The sequence below is a fragment of the Polycladomyces subterraneus genome (assembly GCF_030433435.1).
Taxonomy (GTDB): Bacteria; Bacillota; Bacilli; order Thermoactinomycetales; family JIR-001; genus Polycladomyces; species Polycladomyces subterraneus.
In genome coordinates this window covers 24,305-45,273 of record NZ_JANRHH010000047.1, presented here as the reverse complement: position 1 = coordinate 45,273, position 20,969 = coordinate 24,305, and the positions used below count along the sequence as shown (strand labels likewise).

The following is a 20,969-nucleotide window of genomic DNA, read 5'->3' as shown; positions in this document are numbered from 1 at the left end:
ATCTTTCACGTATATTATTCAGCAAAAAACGGGGAAGTCAAAGCGAAAAGCCTCTTTCGCTCCGACCCCCGGTACATGTGGCTTCTTATTTGTCATCATCGACTACTTCGTAATCAGCATCGACGACATTGTCGTCTTTCTTTTTGGTTTCCGCCGATTGGTCATTAGCTTCATTGGCCGTCTGTTGCTGGGCCGCTTGCTGATACACTTTGACGGAAACCTCCTGCACCACTTTCTCCAACTCTTCGGTGGCCTGCTTGATCGCTGCGGTATCGTTATCCGACAAGGTTTTCTGTACTTTTTCCTTGGCCTCTTCGACTTTTTTCCGGTCTTCTTCGGACACTTTGTCGCCCAGATCATTCAAAGTCTTGTTGGTCGTGAAGACCAATTGATCCGCTTTGTTGCGGACTTCGGCGGCCTCTTTGCGCTTTTTGTCTTCCTCGGCGTGCTCTTCCGCCTCTTTGATCATCCGCTGAATCTCTTCTTCGCTCAAGCCGCTGGAAGACTGAATTGTAATGTCCTTGCTCTTGCCGGTCGCCAAGTCTTTCGCCGACACATTCACAATCCCGTTGGCGTCGATTTTAAACGTTACCTCGATTTGCGGCACACCGCGCGGGGCAGGCGGGATATCCTGCAGTTGGAAACGACCCAGCGATTTGTTGTCAGCCGCCATCGGGCGCTCCCCTTGCAGCACGTGGATATCCACCACGGTTTGGTTATCCGCCGCCGTTGAGAAGATTTGCGATTTCTCCGTCGGGATGGTGGTGTTGCGCGGGATCAATTTGGTGAATACACCGCCCAGCGTTTCAATTCCGAGCGACAACGGCGTCACGTCCAACAGCACGACGTCTTTCACGTCACCGGACAACACGCCGCCTTGGATGGCCGCACCCATTGCTACTACTTCGTCCGGGTTGACCCCTTTGCTCGGCTCTTTCCCGATCAGTTTCTTGATCGCTTCTTGCACCGCCGGAATCCGGGTCGATCCGCCGACCAGAATCACTTTATCAATTTGGTGAGGCTCCAAGCCGGCATCTTTCAACGCCTGACGGGTCGGACCCATGGTACGCTCGACCAAATCGGCGGTCAGTTCTTCAAATTTGGCGCGGGTCAGAGTCACTTCCAGGTTTTTCGGTCCGGTTTCGTCCATCGCCAAGAACGGCTCCGTAATCGTGGTGGTCAGCATACCGGACAACTCTTTTTTCGCCTTTTCTGCCGCCATTTTCAAACGCTGCATCGCCATCCGGTCATTGCGGAGATCGATGCCGTGCTCTTTTTTGAACTCTTCCACGAGCCAATCAATGATCGCCTGGTCGAAGTCGTCACCACCCAGGTGGTTGTCTCCGCTGGTCGCTTTCACTTCAAACAGACCATCACCCAGCTCCAAGATGGAGACGTCGAATGTTCCGCCACCCAGGTCAAAGACGAGAATGGTTTGGTCTTCTTCTTTGTCCAGACCATATGCAAGCGCGGCAGCCGTCGGCTCGTTGATGATCCGCAACACTTCCAGACCGGCGATCCGACCGGCGTCCTTGGTCGCTTGCCGTTGGCTGTCGTTGAAGTAGGCAGGTACGGTGATGACAGCCTGTGTCACGGGCTCGCCCAGATACGCTTCGGCGTCCGCTTTCAATTTCTGCAGGATCATCGCCGAGATTTCCTGCGGTGTATACTGTTTATCGTCGATTTTCACTTTATAGTCAGTTCCCATGTGCCGTTTGATGGAGATGATGGTTCTGTCCGGGTTGGTGATGGCTTGACGCTTAGCCGACTCACCTACCAACCGTTCACCATTTTTGGTAAAACCGACAACGGACGGTGTGGTGCGTCCCCCTTCCGCATTCGGAATGACGACTACTTCATCTCCATCCATGAACGCCACACAGGAGTTGGTGGTTCCCAAGTCAATACCAATGACTTTTCCCATCGCAATGCCCCCCAAATCATGTAATCTCTATTTATCAACTATGTGGTATGATATAACTTTCAAAACGGTATGTGTCCACGAGAAACAGGCGCAGTGAAAGAAGGGCGCAGACGAGCCCCATTCCTTCTTCTGCGCTCGTGCTTCCCGACATCACACGCTGACTTTGACCATGGCCGGACGCAACACCCGGTCCTTGAACCGGTATCCTTTTTGCAGTTCCGCGATGACGATACCAGGCTCTGTATCGCTTGTTTCTTCTTGCATCACAGCATTGTGCAGGTGCGGATCAAACGGCTGACCCACCGACTCGATCGGCTCCACCCCCACTTGCCGCAGCACTTGAAGCAACTGGCGATACACCATCTCCACGCCTTCATGGAGAGCCTTGGCATCAGCTGCGTTTCCGCCTGCCGCCAGTGCGCGTTCCAGGTTGTCCACGACAGGCAGGATCGCTTCCGCCAGAGGCGCCATTGCGTATTTGGCGGATTCTTCTTTTTCCTTACGCACCCGTTTGCGATAATTGTCCAAGTCCGCCCGGGCACGCAGGAACATCTCATAATGTTCCTCGGCCTTTTGCTTCCATGCTTCCAACTCTTCCAGCGTTCGCTGATACTGCTCCGGACTGACATTGTCGTGCAGATCTTGTTCCGTCTTCTGTTGAACCGGTTCATCCGCCTCCTGATGGACCGGTTCTTCCGTCACGCCCGACCTTTCGTCTTTCGCCGCTTGCTCTTCGCCAGCGGCGGAAGACCCCTCGGGCCAAACCTTGCGGCGTTGCGCCGGTTGTTCTTTCTGCACCGTGAATTTCAACCTCCTATATGATCATGACCTGGCCGAGCCGATGGATAGCCGACCTGATCATCAAATCCCCGTTATCAATGCCATCGCTTCCGTCGGCAAACAAAGGGAGGGGGGGTAGCGTCGTACCCCCACCAAACCCGGCAGTATCCACATGTTTGATACGTCGTCCTGTCATCGATTGTTCAATACAGACGACGCAGATGCTCTGAAAAGTGTTTGGAGAACACGTCCAAAAGTGTAATCACTTTTCGATAATCCATCCTTGTCGGACCCAAAATCCCGATTGTGCCCAACGGACGTCCGTCCACCGTGTAGGTGGCGGTAATGATGCTACAGTTGTTGACTGCTTCCAGATCGTTTTCACGCCCGATGCGCACTTGTACGCCTTCTTCCCTCGATTCTAACAGCTGAACCATTGTTTCGCTGTTCTCGAAAAGGTCCAGCAAGTTCTTTACCTTCTCCACATCCTGAAACTCGGGTTGGTTCAGCATGTTGGTGGCTCCGCTGAAAAAGACGCGTTCGCCGTGGTCCGTTTCCAGCATCTGATCGATCATGCTCATCACGGACTCATAGTGGTCAATATGCCGGCGGAGCTCATCCATCAATTCCCAATAAACCACGCGTTTCAGTTTATATAGAGGAATACCGGTTAATTTGGTGTTGAGTAAATTGACCAGTTTTTCGATTGAGGAGAGTGAGATACCCTCCGGTACCGAAATCCGTCGTTTTTCCACATGGCCCGTATTGGTTACGAAGATCACGACCGCCGCCCGTTCAGACAACGGGATGACCTGCAAGTGCTTGAGCGTGCTCTCAAACACTTTGGGTCCGAGGATGATGGAGGTGTAGTTGGTCATCTGAGACAGGATGGAAGCCGTCTCCTGAATGACCTGCTCCACTTCATCCCGCTTGCGCGCGAAGAATCGGCGGAACGCCATCATCTCCATGCGTGAAAGACGGGCAGGCTCCATCAGGTGATCGACATAATAGCGATAGCCCTTGTGGGACGGAATGCGGCCGGCAGATGTGTGCGGCTGTTCCAGATAGCCCATCTCTTCCAGGTCGGCCATCTCATTGCGGATGGTTGCTGCGCTGAATCCAACGCCTTCGCGTTTGGACACAGTGCGCGAACCGACCGGTTCGGCCGTCATCACATAATCGTCGACAACGGCACGGAGGATCAGCTTCTGCCGCTCGGTCAACATCTGCCACCCACCTCCTTGTTAGCACTCTCTCTCTACGAGTGCTAAAATGCTTATTTTTAAAGTACCAAACAGGGTGGGCATTGTCAATCTATACTTGTGTTTTCAGCTTCTCCAAGGAACGCGGCAAACACCTCGTTGCCAAAGAGCAGTCCCTGCTCCGTCAAGCGAACCCGTCCACTTTCGATCTCCAACAAACCTTTTTGTTGTAATGCGGCCAGAACTGAGCCAAACACGCGGTCCAACGGTAAACCAAAACGCCGTTCAAATTCACTCTCTTCCACTCCACTCAACACACGCAAACCGAATATCATGAAATTCTCCATAGCTTCGGCTCGAGAAACGTGGTGAACCTCTTCAGTCGGAAAGCCCCGCCGCGTTTTTTCGATGTACTCCCGAATCCCCCGCACATTGGCATGGCGGACGCCTCCCACATATCCATGGGCACCCGCCCCCAGTCCGTAAAACTCCTCATGGCGCCAATACGTCAGATTGTGACGGCTTTCTTTTCCAGGATGGGCAAAATTGCTGATTTCGTACTGGTTCAACCCTACCTCACCCAGTATCCGCCGGGTCAGCTGGTACATCTCTACCTCTTCTTCCTCCGGTGGGAGCGGAAGCTCTCCCCGCTGATACAATGTGTAAAACAACGTCCCTTCCTCCACCTTGAGGCTGTAGGTGGAGATGTGATCGGGACGCAACGATATTGCTGTTCTCAGCGTCTCTTCCATATCGGCGAGTGTCTGGCCCGGCAAACCGAAAATCAAATCGAGTGACAAATTATCAAAACCGGCATGTCTGGCCTGCTCCACGCTGCGAAACACATCTTCCGCCGTGTGAATGCGTCCGATTCTCCGGAGAAGGTCGTCACGGAATGTCTGGGCACCGAAGCTGATGCGGTTGACCCCGCATTCGCGCATCGCCGTCAACTTTTCCGGCTCGGTCGTTCCCGGATTGGCCTCCACCGTGAACTCCATATCAGTCGCCCAACGGGGAAAATAGCGCCGGATTGCCACACACAACCGTTCCATCTGCCGGGGAGACAAAACGGTGGGTGTGCCCCCGCCAATGAAAACCGATCGAATCTCTCTCGGCGGATGCTGCTCAACCGTCCGTTCCATCTCCCTTTCCAGGGCGGACAAGTAATCATCAACGGGCTGACCTTTTACTACGTATGCGGTAAAGTCGCAGTAGTGACACTTGTTGGTACAAAAGGGGATATGAATATAAACCGCTTGCGGTGCCACGTGGAGTGACCCCCTTTCTAAAAACGTCAAGATGCGACGGCTCGTTTCAGTTTTGACAGTCCGTTCGGCCATTTGATTGCATGGAAAAAGATGCGGGAGCCTTCTGTCCCGCCTTCACTCCGTAGCCGGTCGGCTAGAGTCGCTCGGCTGGGAAACCGGCTCCCGCTTCCGTTTATTTTTTATTGCCGTCGTCCATTTTCAATACGGCCATGAATGCTTCCTGCGGCACTTCCACACTGCCCACAGCCTTCATTCGTTTTTTCCCTTCTTTTTGTTTCTCCAAAAGCTTCCGTTTCCGGGTGATGTCCCCGCCGTAGCACTTGGCCAACACGTTTTTGCGCATAGCGCGGATCGTTTCACGGGCGATCACCTTGTTGCCGATGGCCGCCTGAACGGGTACTTCAAACATTTGCCGCGGGATGAGCTCTTTCAGTTTTTCCACCAGCTGCCGTCCGCGATAATACGCTTTGTCGCGGTGAACGATGAACGAAAGCGCGTCAACCGGCTCGCCGTTGAGCAGGATGTCCATTTTCACCAAGTTGGATCGTTTATATCCGATCAGCTCGTAATCGAACGATGCGTATCCTTTGGTACCCGACTTCAGTTGGTCGAAAAAGTCATAGACGATTTCGGCCAATGGCAGCTCATAAATGATGTTGACTCGGTTGTTGTCCAGATATTGCATGTCGATATAATCGCCCCGTTTGTTCTGGCACAGCTCCATGACTGCACCCACGTAGTCATTGGGCGTCATGATGCTGGCCCGAACATACGGCTCCTCCACATAATCGATCTTCTGCTGGGGCGGCATATGTGTCGGGTTTTCGATATCCAACACGGTGCCGTCGGTCTGATGAACCCGGTACACCACACTGGGGGCGGTGGTGATCAGCGGAATGCCGAACTCCCGCTCGATCCGCTCCTGAATGATCTCCATATGGAGCAACCCCAAAAATCCGCATCGGAATCCGAATCCGAGCGCGGTCGACGTCTCCGGCTCATAGCGCAGGGATGCATCGTTCAACTCCAGTTTTTCCAGTGCCTCGCGTAAGTCGTCGTAATCGGCGGAGTCAACCGGGTACATGCCACAAAACACCATTGGATTGATTCGCCGGTATCCCGGCAACGGCTCGGCGGCCGGACGTTCCGCATCAGTGATGGTATCCCCGACACGGGTATCCTTCACGTTCTTGATGCCTGCTACCAGAAAACCTACTTCACCCACCGATAATTCGTCCATCAGCACCGGATGCGGAGTCAATGCACCCACTTCCGTCACTTCGAACGTTTTGCCGGTGGACATCATCTTGATCTTCATGCCCTTTTTGATCGTACCTTCAACTACCCTCAGGTAGACGATGACGCCTTTGTAGGAGTCGTATAATGAGTCGAAGATGAGCGCCTTCAACGGCGCATCGGGATCTCCCTTGGGCGGGGGCACTTTTTCGACGATCTGCTCTAAAATTTCTTCGATCCCGACCCCCGTCTTGGCGGAAGCCAGCACTGCTTCACTGGCATCCAATCCAATCAATTCCTCAATCTCGTTTTTTACCCGCTCCGGTTCGGCGCTGGGCAGGTCGATCTTGTTGATGACCGGGATGATTTCCAAATCATTTTCCAATGCCAGGTATACGTTGGCCATCGTTTGCGCTTCCACACCCTGCGCCGCGTCGACGACCAGGAGAGCTCCTTCGCACGCAGCTAGGCTGCGAGAAACCTCATATGTGAAGTCCACATGTCCCGGCGTGTCGATCAGGTTGAGAATATACTCTTTTCCATCCTTGGCACGATAGTTAAGGCGCACCGACTGCAATTTGATTGTAATGCCGCGCTCCCGTTCCAAATCCATCTGATCCAGAAACTGATCAGTCTTCTCCCGTTCGCTCAGTGCGCCGGTGTACTCCAGAATCCGATCGGCCAAGGTTGATTTTCCGTGGTCAATATGAGCGATAATGGAAAAGTTGCGTATGTTTTGTTGCCGATTCCGTTTCTCCACTTGTGTCCCTCCTGCACGGGCAACGCACAAAGACTGCATTTTTATATTATATCAGGGAACATATGCATCATCAATTGGCCCGGTATCATGAAAACGGCCAAGCCTTGTGGGCTTGGCCGAGCCTGCTGACAAAGTAGTTGGACCACTCGTGATTTTGAGGACACCGTTTTTCCTCTCACTCCAGCAACGTTAAACGCTCAAAGGTCGCTCGCGAGAAAACGGCCACCCTCTTTTAGCTGGTGAATACTGTCCAATTGCTTTCCCGGGATCACTCCATCTGTGCCCTGCAAGGAAACAGGTCATGTCCGCTCCGCCCCGGAGCGCAGGACACGGGCAAGTACGCTTCGCTTAGAGGAAGTTGCGCGCGATTTCATTCCTGCGCTTTCCGGGTCTTCGCTCGGCCGGGCTCGGTCAGTCGCTCACCTGGGAAAGCATTTGCTCCCTCATGGATTTACCTGACAAGAGCCCGAATATCCCGTCGGGTGTGGAGCGGAGACGGGAACCCACGGACGTTTACAATAACTTGAACAGCCGCCTACTGGCTGCAGATGTCATCCCGTTCGGACCGGTAACATCTCCATCACATTTTCAATGATGGTAAGTCCCACGGAGCCGCCCGCCGTCATGATGGACTCCGGGTGAAACTGTACGGCCCAAATCGGTAGTGACCGATGTTCGACCGCCATCACGATGTCATCTTCGGAACGGGCGATCACACGGAGTTCCTCGGGTACGCGGGATGCATATAGCGAATGGTACAAACCGGCCGTAAACGTTTCGGGCACACCTTTCCACAACGGACTCGCGTGCTTGATGGACACGGTACGCTTTTTTCCGTGCAACGGCTCGGGCAAAATTCCCAGTTCACCACCGAAATGTTCGACCAGCCCTTGCAATCCCAGACAGACACCGAACATGGGAAATTGTTTTTCCAGGCATAAACGGATCGTTTCATTCAATGCAAATTCCTCCGGACGTCCCGGCCCCGGCGACAACACCACCAGGTCGAAGTCTTCCCGCAACAGGGCATTTCGTGCCACATCCGACCGCAAGGTGATCACTTTTGCTCCTGTCTGACGGAAATACCCTGCCAATGTGTGAACGAACGAATCTTCATGATCCACCAACAGGATCGATTTGCCACGTCCGGTCTGCCGTTCGGCCGAAAAGACAGTCGGCGGCTCATCACCGGCCTCTTGAATCGCCTGCAACAGAGCGGCTGCTTTTACCCGTGTCTCCCGGTCCTCCTCCTCGGGATCCGAGTCGTGGAGCAATGTGGCCCCGGCACGCACCCACGCCTGTCCCGACTGCAATTTCACCGTGCGCAAAGTTAATCCGGTGTTGATATCCCCGTTGAACGCAAGATATCCGACAGCACCGCCGTACCATTCGCGCGGACTGTCCTCATGTTCCTCAATCCACCGGATCGCCGCCCGTTTCGGCGCACCTGTGATCGTAACTGCCCACATATGCGTCATAAATGCGTCGAGCGAATCATACGGCGGACGCAACCGTCCTTCCACATGGTCCACGGTGTGGATGAGGTGCGAATACAGTTCCGTCTGTCTCCGACCGATCACTTGAACCGACCCCGGTTCGCAAATACGGGACTTGTCGTTGCGGTCCACATCGGTGCACATAGTCAATTCTGCTTCATCCTTGGTGGAATTGAGCAACCGACGGATCTGCTCGGCATCCTCCAATGCGTCCGAACCACGCTGGATCGTGCCGGAGATGGGACACGTCTCCACCCGATCCCCCTCTACACGAACGTACATTTCTGGCGATGAGCCCACCAAGTGGGCATCACCCAGATGGATCAAAAAGCAATAAGGGCTCGGATTGATCTGCTTCAGCCGGTCAAATACCCGGGTCGGGGCAGCGGCACAATCAGCGGTGAACATCTGCGTCGGCACCACCTCAAACAAATCGCCCTTAAGAAACGCCTGTTTGGCCTTCCGCACCAGCTCCGGATAATGCCCGTCCGGGGTCGATTTCACCGATCGGATCGGAACCATTCGCGACATTGCTGCTCCTGTTGAGATCGAGATCGGACACTTGGGCAGCATCTCCGTGGATGTTCCATCTACTACAAACTGATAGGTAAGATGATATGCACGCGCCATTTGGTGATCGATCACTGCAATCCGGTCCGGCAGGTACAGAACCAAATCGGCTTGATCCGGTCGACGGCGATGCTTTAATTTCATCGGTTCCAGTTGGAACACCAGATCGTAACCAAATGCGCCGTACAACCCGAGAAAAGCATCCTCATCGGAGAAAAACCAATCGCGGATCGCCCGGATAACGGTAAAAATGGACGGCAAACGCGTCCGATCCTCTTCACACCGCATGTCGTCCGGTCTCGGCTCTCTCACCGTTCCCCGGAGCAAATGGTGGTCCACATGCATCAATCGCACGTCAGGTACATGTTGCAGTGCATGTTTGACAGCTTCCAGCAACACAACGCCATGCTCCCAAAGCGCCCTTACCTCGAAGGCGCGCCCGAAGCCGCGGATTTCCAACGGAGGATTCACCAAACCGATGTCCCATCGGGAGTACCGACCTGGGTATTCGTAACAGCTGGAGAACCAAATGCCTTTGTGCCTGTCGATGGAACGGGAGACTTCATCCATGGCATCCGCCGGTGCGACAGGCTCCGTCAACCTGCGGATCTCCACGCCCCCTTTGGTCCGGTAACTCAATACTTCTGTGGATGTGACTGCGGATAACAGAGACACGAGAGTTCCTCCTTGTCAGGGAGGAGCACAGGAGAAAGCGAGGGAGTTGGGAGGTAAGGATAAAAAACCTTCTTCAGGACAGCATCCTATACCGGACACGCCCTTGGTACCGTGCGATCAAGATCTTCTTTCTCTCCGACTCGTCTCTACTCGGCTCCGCTCGGCTCTTCCTGGCTCTGCTCCGTTTTGTTTGATTGTCACTATACCACGGAATGACTTTCTCCATCAATGGATATCATCGATTTTTGTCATTTGAATCCAACCATCCCACAATCACTTCGATCGCTTTCCTCGCTCCTTGACGGATGCCGCTGCCCATCTCATTGCCCATCTTGGCCAGTATGCCGCTGTTCTGTTGCACTGAATGCTTCACTTGGTTCACCCGTTGGACATTCTCCTGGGAAACGGGGTTTTCCGTTTCCACCACATGTCCCATCACCGAGATTTCCACCCTGCCATTTTCCGGCGTGATGTGAACCGCCCGTGGCGCTCCTTCGTTGCCCTGTATTTTTTGGATGTTTTGTTCAGCCGTGTCGATGCCCAGAAACACCCCGAACATCAACACCATCAACAGCGCGGTCACTTGTGCCGCCCATCTCATTTCGCATCACCTGACCATTCCAGAACTATCGGATCAATCCATTCTCATCAGGATGAGCCTGTTTCCCTATTTTCTCTTTAACAACTCAAAGGTCGCTCGCGGGAATCAGGCCACCCTCCTAAAGGACCAACGAATAGACAGACATCCCTCTATCGAGAGCCACTTGGTGCTGATGTCCGGGCGTCCACGGGTTCGGTTTGGAAATACAGATCCGCAAACGCACGGGCCAGCGCTTTGGTGGTACGGAACACTTCAACAAAGCTGTTGTCCACCCCGCCGATTTCCACCAGAATACTCCGCGGCGACAAGGATTGGTTGTATTCGCCGTTGCCCGTGGCACGGTTTTTGAGAAATACGCCTTTGGACAACCCCGGATACAAGGATTCCAGTTTGTTGTGCAGTTGACGGGCCAACTTCAGATTTTGTTCCCAATCCTCATGTGCCGTACCAATGACGAACGAAATGCGGGCGTAGGGCTTTCCGTCAATCGTCGTGGTGGTTTTGTCCCTGCGTTGCGAATCCCGGTGAATATCGATAAAGTATTGCAAATCCTGATTTTGCCGCATCGCCGCCAGTACAGTTTTGCGGGAAGAGCGATATAGTTTGGGATGTGGTTCCTTGTAATGCGCGGTGGAGACTTCTGTGCCGATTCCCAAGCGTTCCAACTCCTCTCCCAAACGCTTGCCGACCATGATCACGTTTTTGTCCCAGTCATAAGCCATGTCGGGATCACGCCTGCCCAAATCCGGCAGGTACGATTCGCTGAAATGCGTCTGGTAGATGAAAACACGCTTGACGGAGGATGAAGGTGACGGCTTATCCACACGATCAGACGGGGTGTGGTCCTTTACCCTTTCGGATTGTCGCTCCAGTTCTTTCGCCAAATCCGGCGGCGGTTCTGATTCGATGGGCACATCCGTATATTTGACGCCCTTTCCGGCTACGACAATCTCCGTATCAAACAAAGAGAATCCAGGTAATTCCCGCCCGATAAATGTGCGGGGGTCCTTTGGATCGATGCTGGTGGCCAGTTCAAAAAAGAGCCGGGACATCCGCCCATCATCCTGCTTGTCCCTCATCGTCGCCAAATACGGAATCTCTCTGCCCATCGCCCACAACAACGTGTCGGCTGACAGGTGAGTGGTCAATCTGCCGATATCGGAAGAGTGTGCGCTCCGTTCTGCCTCCAACATGGCGAAAGCGCCGGTAAAAATGAAAACCAACGCTGTTCCCAGAATCAGCAGGACAAATGATTGGCGTTCACGTGGTCCGGACATGTTCAACGTAGCAAAACCTCGATAACGGTGGCGCATTCCTCTCCCCCTCTATCATCCTTGTCTTATCCCAGGTATATGAAAGAAAGGGACAAGGTAGAACCTATGAGAAACGAAGTGAATTGATAGAAAAAACGGCTGTGTACCGTCAGGTTGTATGCGCCGAGACGTTATCGATGGTAACGGATTCGTGCAATGCGCAATTGATTCCGTCCGCCACCAGTTTGCCGATATCGGAGATAAAATCGTCTACCTCTTTGGGAGTGACGATCAAGTTTTGCCCCAACGGTGAGAGCACTTCGTGGATCAACTGCCGTTTTTCCTCATCACTTAGCCCGCCGATCAATCCCAGGAACCGGTTCTTGGCTGCTTCATCCACTTTCTGATTCTGCAACTCTTTCAAATCGGGCCGATTCAGCGGGTCTAGCGGGTTGGCCGGCTTTTTTTGGTTCATCTCACGATGAAGGTGCGACATCACCAATTCGATCGTGTCATACGTAATCGTCGCCGCATCCACCACTGTCGGTACCCCGATCGCAATCACGGGCACACCCAACGTGTCACGGTTCAATGCTTTCCGTTTGTTCCCCACACCGGAACCGGGATTGATGCCGCTATCCGCCACTTGGATCGTAGTGTTGACCCGCGTCAATGCCCTCGATGCCAACGAATCGACAGCGATGACAGCATCCGGTTTCGTTTTTTCCACGAGGCCGCGCACAATTTCGCTGGTCTCGATCCCGGTTGTCCCCATCACCCCCGGCGAAATGGCGCTGACCGGACGGTACCCTTCCTCCACTTGTTCCGGCATCAGCTGAAACAGGTGGCGGGTGATCAGTGTGTGTTTCACGACGAACGGTCCCAGTGCATCGGCAGTCACGTTCCAATTGCCCAACCCAACGACCAGGATCTTGTCGTCTTCGGCAATCCCCGACTCTTCGAGAAAACGGGAAAATTCCTCGGAGAAATGGACAGCCACCCGATGTTGCAATTCTGAATCCTTGCTTCTGAGTCCCGGTACTTCCAGTGTCAGATACGTCCCCTGCTGTTTTCCCAGTGCACGGGCTCCCTCTTCGCTCTCCACCCAAATCCAGCTGGTTTTGATGCCATCCTCCTCGTATTCTTCCATTCGCACACCGGGGATTTCCCCTTCTTCGCGACCTTTCAACGCTAAATCATGAGCTTCCCGCGCGAGGTCTGTGCGAATGGCCAACGCACTCAAATCCAACTTTGGCCGATCATTGGCTTCGTCCCGTTTGTTTGTGTCATGCGCCATGTTGGTGATCAGCTCCTCTCGCTCAGATACATCCTATTTTTGCCATACATTCCCCCTCATTATTCCAAGCTTGCAATTTGCCCAATGCCGTGCTACAATTTAGCATGTTGCACGCTAAGGGACGCAATGGTGGTATCTGCAGGAGGTGAAATCATGGCGAACATCAAATCTGCGATCAAACGGGCGAAAACCAATGAAAAACGCCGGATGCATCGCGCGGCCCAAAAATCTGCTATCCGTACGGCCATCAAAAAATTCCTGGCTGCAGTGGAAGCCAAGGATAAGGAACAAGCGGCTGTGTTGTTGCGCGAAGCCTCCCGGAAATTGGACAAAGGCGTCACCAAAGGCCTTCTCCATAAAAATGCCGCAGCTCGGAAGAAATCCCGCTTGGCTCAAAAATTGAACGCCCTGAACGGTTAATCGGACGACCCCACGCAGGGTCGGCTTTTATTATTGATATCAGACATAATAGAAGGTCCGGGCAGATCGCCCGGACCTTCATGCTTTTGAAAAGACTTGGCGGTATGTCCACCTGCATTACCGGCTAAACGGCGGCACCAACCCCATCGCTTCCTTCATCCTGGCCAGCGTTTCATCAGCGATGGCATTCGCTTTTTCCGCACCTTCGGCCAGTACGCGCTCCACTTCCCCCGAGCGCCGCAGTTCGTGATAACGCTCGCGGATCGGTGTGAGATGTTCCACCACAGCTTCGGCCACTTCCTTCTTCAGCTGCCCGTATCCTTTTCCTTCAAAATGCTGGACGGTGTCCTCGATCGACCGTCCCGCGATCAGGCTGTAAATGGCCAACAGGTTGCTGACCCCCGGCTTGTTCTCCGGATCATAATCGATGCGGTTCTCCGAATCGGTCACCGCCCGTTTGATCTTCTTCACGATCACATCCGGCTCATCCAGGAGCGCAATGTAGTTGGCTTCACTTCCGGCACTTTTGCTCATCTTTTTCACCGGATTGTCCAATCCCATGATACGCGCACCGACCTTCCCGATCAGTGGTTCCGGCAGTGTCAGCACTTTCCCGTACCGGTTGTTAAACCGCTCGGCCAAGTCGCGCGCCAATTCCAAGTGCTGTTTCTGGTCTTCTCCCACCGGAACGGCGTCCGCTTGGTACAGCACGATGTCCGCCGCCTGCAGGACGGGATAGGTGTACAAACCGACGACCACACCTTCGGACCCCTGGCTTTTTTCCTTAAATTGCGTCATGCGGTTCAATTCGCCCATACGGGCAACGCATTGCAACAACCAACCGGCTTCCGTGTGCGCACGAACATGGGACTGTACGAACAGTGTCGCTTTTTTCGGGTCCAGGCCGGACGCCAGATACAGCGTCGCCACTTCCAATGTCTTCTCCCGCAACTCATCAGGATCACGCGGTACAGTCAATGCATGAAGATCCACCACACAGTAGAAGCATTCCGCCTCATCCTGCAATTCCACAAATCGCTTCAACGCACCGAGATAGTTGCCCAGATGCAGATTTCCCGTCGGTTGAATGCCAGACAACATCCGTTTCATTAACCATTCACGCTCCTTTTTCCTAAAATAAAAAAACCCCATCCCCATAGGGACGAGGCATTCCTCGCGGTACCACCCTGTTTCGCCGACAACGGCGCACTTGATTGCCATAACGGTCTGCGACCGGTTCCGCCTACTGGGACGATTGATCGTCCTTTCGGGAAACAGCTCCGAAGCCCATTCACGCGGGAGCCCGGTTGACTCGCACCCACCGTCAACTCTCTGAACGGGCCGATCCGCGCTACTCTTCTTCTTCTTCGCCTTTGTCGGTATCCGATTGTCCGTTTGCGTCTGACGCTCACTTTCAGCCCAACCCTAAAGGGCTGGGCATTCCCGCTTACTCTTGATAAACAAGATAACAAGAAATGGCGCCGAATGCAACCGTACTTACCGAAATATTTACAAACCCAGGCTGGTATGTTACGATTTCGATGTTCAAGTAGGAGGGTTGACCATGCAAGCCTTCGGAGTGAAGCCGGTACACATTGCGGCAACGCTGGGATCCATCGTCATGGCCCTGACTTTTGTCGTGATCCGGTTGCGTGCCACCAAAAAACCGACATCAGCCAAAAAGATCATTCTGCCGCCGATCGCCATGAGCACGGGGTTTCTGATGTTCCTCTACCCGTCGACCCATATCCCCGTCACCTGGGGAATCATCGCTTTTCTCGCCGGCGCGGTGTTTTTCTCCTACCCGCTGATCCGCACATCCCATTTTCATGTCGTCGACGGCGATATCTATCTGAAGCGATCCAAAGCGTTCATCTTTATCCTGCTCGGGCTGCTGATCCTGCGTCTCGGCTTGCACAGCTATGTGGAGGAACTTTTTTCCATTCCGCAGACGGGTGCGGTCTTCTTCATCCTCGCTTTCGGCATGATCCTGCCGTGGCGGGTGGCGATGTATATCCAGTATCGGCGATTGCTGAAAAAGATCAAGACTGAATCGCATCATGTAGACTGAAAGATGGAACCGGTTTGATCAAAATCTAGGAGCCTGCCGGCTCTTTTTTTCTATTTCCTACCCGATTTTGACTGAATAATCATATGATAAAAAATAGAATAACACCGAAGACTGGCCGTACCCTTGCCTATCGAATCAAAAAATCCTCCCCTTTGATAAGGAGGGAAACATATCTGCTTAACGGAATGGCAAGACACTTTTCCAGCACCTTATCAATACTCCTGATTTTTATTTTTCTAAAAATAGTGCAATAGTCCCAAGGAATTGTTCCCTCCGAGTAGAAAGATATCCCTAAAAGAGGAGGGATGCCATTTGAAAAAAACAAGATTGCTGTCTGTACTCACCACAACCGTTTTCCTATTGGCATGGACCGTTACTTGGCCGCTATCTCCTGCCGTCACACACGCACAACCTGCGACGGACCCGGCGGACATTCCCGGCATCTATCAACCGGCCAATCCGCATCTGCATGCGGAAGCGATGCCTCGGACGAAGTCATCCGCCCACACGAATGACCATCTACTCGGTCCCGCCCGCCCTCATTACCGGATGAACGTCACCTATGACGCCAACCGTCATACGATCACCGGAACAATGAACGTGACGTTTGGCAACAATCTCGGTTTTACACTCCATGACCTGTATTTCAACGTGTGGGCCAACGCACGAGATTTCACGGAAGTCGGCGGAGGCACGGAAATCCAATCCGTCAAGGTAAACGGAAAACCGGCCGCATTTGCCTTGAACGAAACCGCGCTTCACATCACCGGCCTGAACTTGGCCCCCAACAGTCAACCGGAAGTGCAAATCGACTTTACCGTCAAAGTGCCTGAATTGCAAGACCGGTTCGGATGGTATGGCACCACCGTTTCACTCGGCAACTGGTTTCCCATCCTAGCCGTCTATGACGAAGAAGGGTGGAATACCGATCCCTATTTCCCTTACGGGGAATCGTTCTACTCTTTGACCGGGAATTTTGATGTCCTGTTCACTACCGACCGCAACCAGGTGGTGGCGGCGACCGGCACGCAAGTGGGCAAAACCATCTTCCACAAAGACCTGGCCACTTACCATTTCCGAGCCCAAAATGTCCGCGACTTTGCCATGGAGTTGGACCCGAACTACCATGTCCGGCAGACTTCGGTCGGTAACGTGAAAATCAACGTGTACTATACCGATCGGCAGGCCAAGTATGCCGATGCGATGTTGGAAGCGGGCCGCGGCAGCATTGCCCTGTACAATGAAAAGTTCGGGACATATCCGTGGCCGGAGCTGGACATCGTCAGCATGGAAGGATGGTTTGGCGGGATGGAATATCCCCAGCTGGTCATGATCAGCCTGAGCGACAACCGCACCCAGGAATGGGTGAAGTCGGTGACGGCACACGAAATCGGTCACCAGTGGTTTTACGGGGTCATCGGCAACAACGAATATGATGAACCGTGGCTGGACGAATCGTTTGCTACCTTTGCCGCGGCGCTCTATATGAATCATCTGGACGGGTTGACGACGGAACCGACCAAGGAAGAATACTATCACGTCTCCTCCCCCGTTTCCACCTTCGTCCAGCACGCCGATGAGGGCGGCATCGATGCTTATTACCAAATGATCTATGGATACGGTTCCCGCACGTTGAACGAATTGCGGATAGAGTTGGGCGACGAAACCTTCTACCGCGCCATGCAGGCTTGGTTCCGGGCCGAGAAGTTTGGTGTGGCCACCACGCGGGACTTCATCCGGATCATGCAGCTAACCAGCGGGCGGGATTTGCACGATTTCTTCGTCAACCACCGAGTGTATGTCAATAACCAGGAGTAAGTAAAAAGGGTGTAGCAGAAGTGAACCATACATTGGCCGCTCCGATCGGAGCGGCCAGCATGTTGAAAACTGCCCGGCATCAATGAAAACCAAGGCCGCTTCAAACCGTGGAGTGCGACACACCCCATTCGATAGGATATAGGAAAAGGTGGCGATTTTTCCCTCCGCACTTCACAAGCTCAACGCACTGACTTTGCCAACCGATCAACCGCTTCCTCCGTTTCCTTCACCAATACCTGTATCAACGCTTCTGCCGTTGTCTCCCGACTCAATCGGGTGCCTTGTCCCGCCCACATCGACAGAAATTCGGGGCGTCCCTGCTTGCCTGCCGCTTGTCGGATCTCACGGGTCAACGCATTTTGTATTGGATAATCGGGTACTTCGACATCCGCCATCTCCTCGATGAACCGGTTGCGGATACCTCGTGCAGGCTTGCCGGAGAAAGCGCGCGTCAGCGTCGTACTCTCCTCGGTAGCAGACAGCACCGCTTGCTGGTGCAACATATGGGCGCCACTCTCCCGGCAGGTCAAAAACGCAGTGCCCAATTGCACGCCTTGCGCCCCCAAGGTCAAGGCCGCAGCGATTCCCCGACCGTCCATGATGCCGCCTGCGGCAATCACCGGGATGCGGACGGCGTCCACCATCGCCGGGATCAACGCCATCCCGCCGATCATCGCTTCCTCAAACCGGCTCAAAAACGTCCCCCGATGGCCGCCCGCCTCGAACGCCTGGGCCACTACCATATCCACACCACTCTGCTCCAACGTGACCGCCTCCCGCACGGTGGTCGCCGTGCCGATCACCACCACATCGCGGCCCTTCAAAATCTGCATCCATTCGGCCTCCAACTTGCCAAACGTAAAACTGAATACGGGCACCCGTTCTTCCAACACCACTTCTATCTGTTCCTCAAACGACGGAGCAAACTGTTGGGGAACTTGTGGTTCCGACAATCCCAATGCTTTTCGATAGAGACGCATTTTCTCTTGAACACGGGAAATCTCCTCCGCTGACACTTCATAAGGTTCCGGGGCGAACAGATTGACGGCAAACGGGCGGTCGGTCAACCGGCGCACGGTACGAACGGCATCCCGCAACTGTTCACCCGTCCAATAACCGGCCCCCAGTGTTCCCAATCCCCCTGCCTCCGAAACCGCCGCGGCCAACTCCGGCGATGCAGGACCTCCCGCCATCCCTGCCTGGATAATGGGATATTGCACACCCAATCTGCGCACGACTTCGGTTTCCGACCACATGGGCCCCTCTCCCCTTTGTTGGTATTGTCGTTCATTTTCATCATAGTAATTTAATTCTCAAAAATAAAAAACAGGGGAAATTCATCCCCTCCCTCCTGAATTGCGACATACAGTACGGATTTAATCTTGTGCATCCTTTTTTTCTTCCCATGTTTCTTCCGACACGACTTCGATTCCGTGCCTTCGCAATAATGCAGCGGTTACCCCCATCCCTGACTTCAACGTTTTGCTGAAAGTCCCATCGTAAATGGCACAACTGCCGCATGACGGGCTCCGCTCCTTCAAAATCGCTTTTTTGGCGCCGATCGCCTTTGCCATGGCCAACGCTTCACGTGCTCCGGCCAGGAATGCTTCTGTCACGTCATTCCCATGGTTGTCCACGACACGGGCCCGGCCGTCCAGCACATCGTCTCCGTCACCGCCGACGATCTCCGCCGGATTGCGTGGGGTAGGCAGACCGCCCATCTGTTCGGGACAAATGGGAATCGCCCGCCCTTCCCGAACCAGTCGCTGAATGGCATCGATCCGGTTGTGCCTTTGGTCAAAACGGCAGTGAATCCCGGCAAAACAAGCGCTGACGATCATCGGGGAAATGCGCTCCCGATCTTTCTTATCCATCTCCTTTACCTCCTGAAACGAAAACGGAACTTTCAAACATCCATTATCCCCTACGCGAGGGGGTGGCAACTTTGTTACAATAATCTATGGAATAGGAAAACGCTTTATCTTCGTGGTCAATCAGAATAGGAGTGTGTCATCCGTGTCAGAAAAAGTAGTTGTCGTCGGTGGTGGATTGGCAGGGTTGAGCGCGGCCGCGCGTTTGGCCTACCATGGTTACGAAGTCACGCTGTTGGAAAAATCACCAAAGTTGGGTGGTCGGGCGATCACCATCCCGATGAAAGGGTTTAATTTCAATTTTGGAGCTCATGCCATTTACGCCCGTGACAAAAGTATCTTGCGTAAATACGAACACGAGTTGGATCTCAAGGTAAACTGGCGGGATTTCTCCCCCAAAAAAGCGTATTACGATCTGGGATCGTTCACAACCCCGATGCCGTCTACCTTGGAACGGCTATTTCAAACCAAAATCCTGGACAACAAAAACAAATTACGCTTCGCCTATGAAGTGATCAAAACACTAACCCATATCGAACGGGGGGAAGACGGGGTTCCGATAGGCGAATATCTGAAAAAAGAGCCGGAACCTTTGCGCGATTTGCTGTTAACGCTTGCATCCTCCAACTTTTTCACCAATGAGCCAGAGAAAATACCGTCCCCGCTATTTTTCCAATATTACAGCCGATTATTTGCCACCCATCACGCTGTAGCCTACATCGGGGGCGGCTGGCAATCCATTGTGGATGGTTTTGCGGATATTCTCACTAAAAACGGCGGTCGGATCCTGACCAAAGAAAAAGTGCAAAAAGTGGAGACGGAAGGCAACCGCGTCACAGCGGTCCACGGGAAAGATACGGTCTATCACGCCGATCATTTCATTTTCTGCATTCCACCCAAAGAATTGCTTACCCTGTTCGGCGAAACGCGATTTGCGCCGTTGTTTGAAGAATACAGTCGATACGTTCCGAATCAAGTTGTCGTATACGATGTCGGTCTCAGCAAACGGATCGAAAGCCCTTATACTTACATTTACCATAAAGGGGAACGCGTATTTATCACCGACATCTCCTATTACGATGAGACATGTATCCCGGAAGGCGGTCAACTGATGCAGGCCGTTGCTTATCTGACCCAGGATGAGATCGAACAAAACAGAGCGGATGAAAAAGTGGCGACGATCGAATCCGTTTATGACAAACACTTCCCGGGTTGGCGAGATGTATTAGTAGCCAAGCGAATTTCGAAACGTGCCACCGTACAGGAAATCAAGTGCATCGACGATCAACGGTTGATGCCGACCAAATTCTACAGCATCGCCAATGCATATTTTGCCGGTGATTGGTGTCAAGGGGAGGGACAATTATCCGAGCTTTCCTTCAGCTCGGCCTATAACGTCACCAATCGGATCCTGGCACATCGGGGCGAGCAACACATGGGTCAATAGAACGAGTTCCATCAACCTGAGGGGGGGTAACCCCCTCAGGATCTTTTTATTTCAATCTTTTTTCGGCAAACTCTCAGGGCGTTTGCCGACGACCCCCTTGATAGACAAGCAGGTCCCACATTTCTGTCAAACGACTGACCCAGCCCTACTGAGCGAAGAACCTGGAACGCGCAGCAATTTAGTCGAGGACACTTTTCTCTCATGGAAAACGGTCTTTACCCGCACCTACGCCCCCGGTTTGGGGTGACCTTGATCTTCTGATGACATCAGAAGATGATTA

16 protein-coding genes and 1 other annotated feature are annotated in these 20,969 nt (G+C 53.3%); of the genes, 4 read left to right on the top strand and 12 right to left on the bottom strand.

What is annotated here, in order from left to right; all coding sequences use genetic code 11:
• Positions 1-85: 85 nt before the first annotated feature.
• From dnaK to gpr, 9 genes are all read right to left on the bottom strand, one after another.
• Positions 86-1,924 (bottom strand): molecular chaperone DnaK, encoded by a 1,839-nt coding sequence (gene dnaK, locus NWF35_RS12955; protein ID WP_301239621.1) that lies wholly within the window; start codon positions 1,922-1,924, stop codon positions 86-88.
• 150 nt (positions 1,925-2,074) lie between these two features.
• Positions 2,075-2,722, bottom strand: coding sequence for a nucleotide exchange factor GrpE (grpE, locus tag NWF35_RS12950; RefSeq protein WP_301239620.1), 648 nt, complete (start codon positions 2,720-2,722; stop codon positions 2,075-2,077).
• Positions 2,723-2,907: 185 nt separating this feature from the next.
• Complete coding sequence (gene hrcA, locus NWF35_RS12945) at positions 2,908-3,930, bottom strand: heat-inducible transcriptional repressor HrcA (RefSeq protein ID WP_301239619.1); 1,023 nt, start codon at positions 3,928-3,930, stop codon at positions 2,908-2,910.
• A gap of 83 nt (positions 3,931-4,013) precedes the next feature.
• Positions 4,014-5,207: a radical SAM family heme chaperone HemW gene (hemW, locus tag NWF35_RS12940; RefSeq protein ID WP_435873907.1), complete on the bottom strand. Its 1,194-nt coding sequence runs from the start codon at positions 5,205-5,207 to the stop codon at positions 4,014-4,016.
• A gap of 139 nt (positions 5,208-5,346) precedes the next feature.
• Entirely contained in the window at positions 5,347-7,170 is a 1,824-nt protein-coding gene (gene lepA, locus NWF35_RS12935) for a translation elongation factor 4 (protein WP_435873895.1), read from the bottom strand.
• A gap of 551 nt (positions 7,171-7,721) precedes the next feature.
• Complete coding sequence (locus NWF35_RS12930) at positions 7,722-9,911, bottom strand: anthranilate synthase component I (protein ID WP_301239614.1); 2,190 nt, start codon at positions 9,909-9,911, stop codon at positions 7,722-7,724.
• A 235-nt stretch (positions 9,912-10,146) separates the two neighbouring features.
• Positions 10,147-10,512, bottom strand: a complete 366-nt coding sequence (locus NWF35_RS12925) for a DUF3679 domain-containing protein (protein WP_301239613.1) — start codon at positions 10,510-10,512, stop codon at positions 10,147-10,149.
• 149 nt (positions 10,513-10,661) lie between these two features.
• Positions 10,662-11,825, bottom strand: coding sequence for a stage II sporulation protein P (spoIIP, locus tag NWF35_RS12920; RefSeq protein ID WP_301239612.1), 1,164 nt, complete (start codon positions 11,823-11,825; stop codon positions 10,662-10,664).
• A gap of 109 nt (positions 11,826-11,934) precedes the next feature.
• Positions 11,935-13,062 carry a GPR endopeptidase gene (gene gpr / locus NWF35_RS12915; RefSeq protein ID WP_301239610.1) on the bottom strand — a complete coding sequence of 376 codons (1,128 nt, stop codon included), beginning with the start codon at positions 13,060-13,062 and terminating at the stop codon, positions 11,935-11,937.
• Positions 13,063-13,215: 153 nt separating this feature from the next.
• Here gpr and rpsT point away from each other — a divergent pair, with 153 nt between their 5' ends.
• Positions 13,216-13,482 (top strand): 30S ribosomal protein S20, encoded by a 267-nt coding sequence (gene rpsT, locus NWF35_RS12910; protein ID WP_212772780.1) that lies wholly within the window; start codon positions 13,216-13,218, stop codon positions 13,480-13,482.
• A 117-nt stretch (positions 13,483-13,599) separates the two neighbouring features.
• Here rpsT and trpS read toward each other — a convergent pair whose 3' ends face one another.
• The gene (gene trpS, locus NWF35_RS12905) at positions 13,600-14,592 is read right to left on the bottom strand and encodes a tryptophan--tRNA ligase (protein ID WP_301239608.1); all 993 of its coding nucleotides are present in this window, start codon (positions 14,590-14,592) and stop codon (positions 13,600-13,602) included.
• 45 nt (positions 14,593-14,637) lie between these two features.
• Positions 14,638-14,859, bottom strand: a binding site (T-box leader).
• Positions 14,860-15,046: 187 nt separating this feature from the next.
• Between trpS and NWF35_RS12900 the strand changes: the two genes are divergently transcribed.
• Positions 15,047-15,553, top strand: coding sequence for a CcdC family protein (locus NWF35_RS12900; protein WP_301239606.1), 507 nt, complete (start codon positions 15,047-15,049; stop codon positions 15,551-15,553).
• A gap of 312 nt (positions 15,554-15,865) precedes the next feature.
• Complete coding sequence (locus tag NWF35_RS12895) at positions 15,866-17,371, top strand: M1 family metallopeptidase (protein ID WP_301239605.1); 1,506 nt, start codon at positions 15,866-15,868, stop codon at positions 17,369-17,371.
• 179 nt (positions 17,372-17,550) lie between these two features.
• Here NWF35_RS12895 and NWF35_RS12890 read toward each other — a convergent pair whose 3' ends face one another.
• Together NWF35_RS12890 and NWF35_RS12885 are read right to left on the bottom strand one after the other, a co-directional pair.
• The gene (locus NWF35_RS12890; RefSeq protein ID WP_301239604.1) at positions 17,551-18,627 is read right to left on the bottom strand and encodes an NAD(P)H-dependent flavin oxidoreductase; all 1,077 of its coding nucleotides are present in this window, start codon (positions 18,625-18,627) and stop codon (positions 17,551-17,553) included.
• Positions 18,628-18,747: 120 nt separating this feature from the next.
• The gene (locus NWF35_RS12885) at positions 18,748-19,245 is read right to left on the bottom strand and encodes a 2-thiouracil desulfurase family protein (RefSeq protein WP_301239602.1); all 498 of its coding nucleotides are present in this window, start codon (positions 19,243-19,245) and stop codon (positions 18,748-18,750) included.
• Positions 19,246-19,387: 142 nt separating this feature from the next.
• Here NWF35_RS12885 and NWF35_RS12880 point away from each other — a divergent pair, with 142 nt between their 5' ends.
• Entirely contained in the window at positions 19,388-20,689 is a 1,302-nt protein-coding gene (locus tag NWF35_RS12880) for a phytoene desaturase family protein (RefSeq protein WP_301239600.1), read from the top strand.
• Positions 20,690-20,969 lie beyond the last annotated feature (280 nt).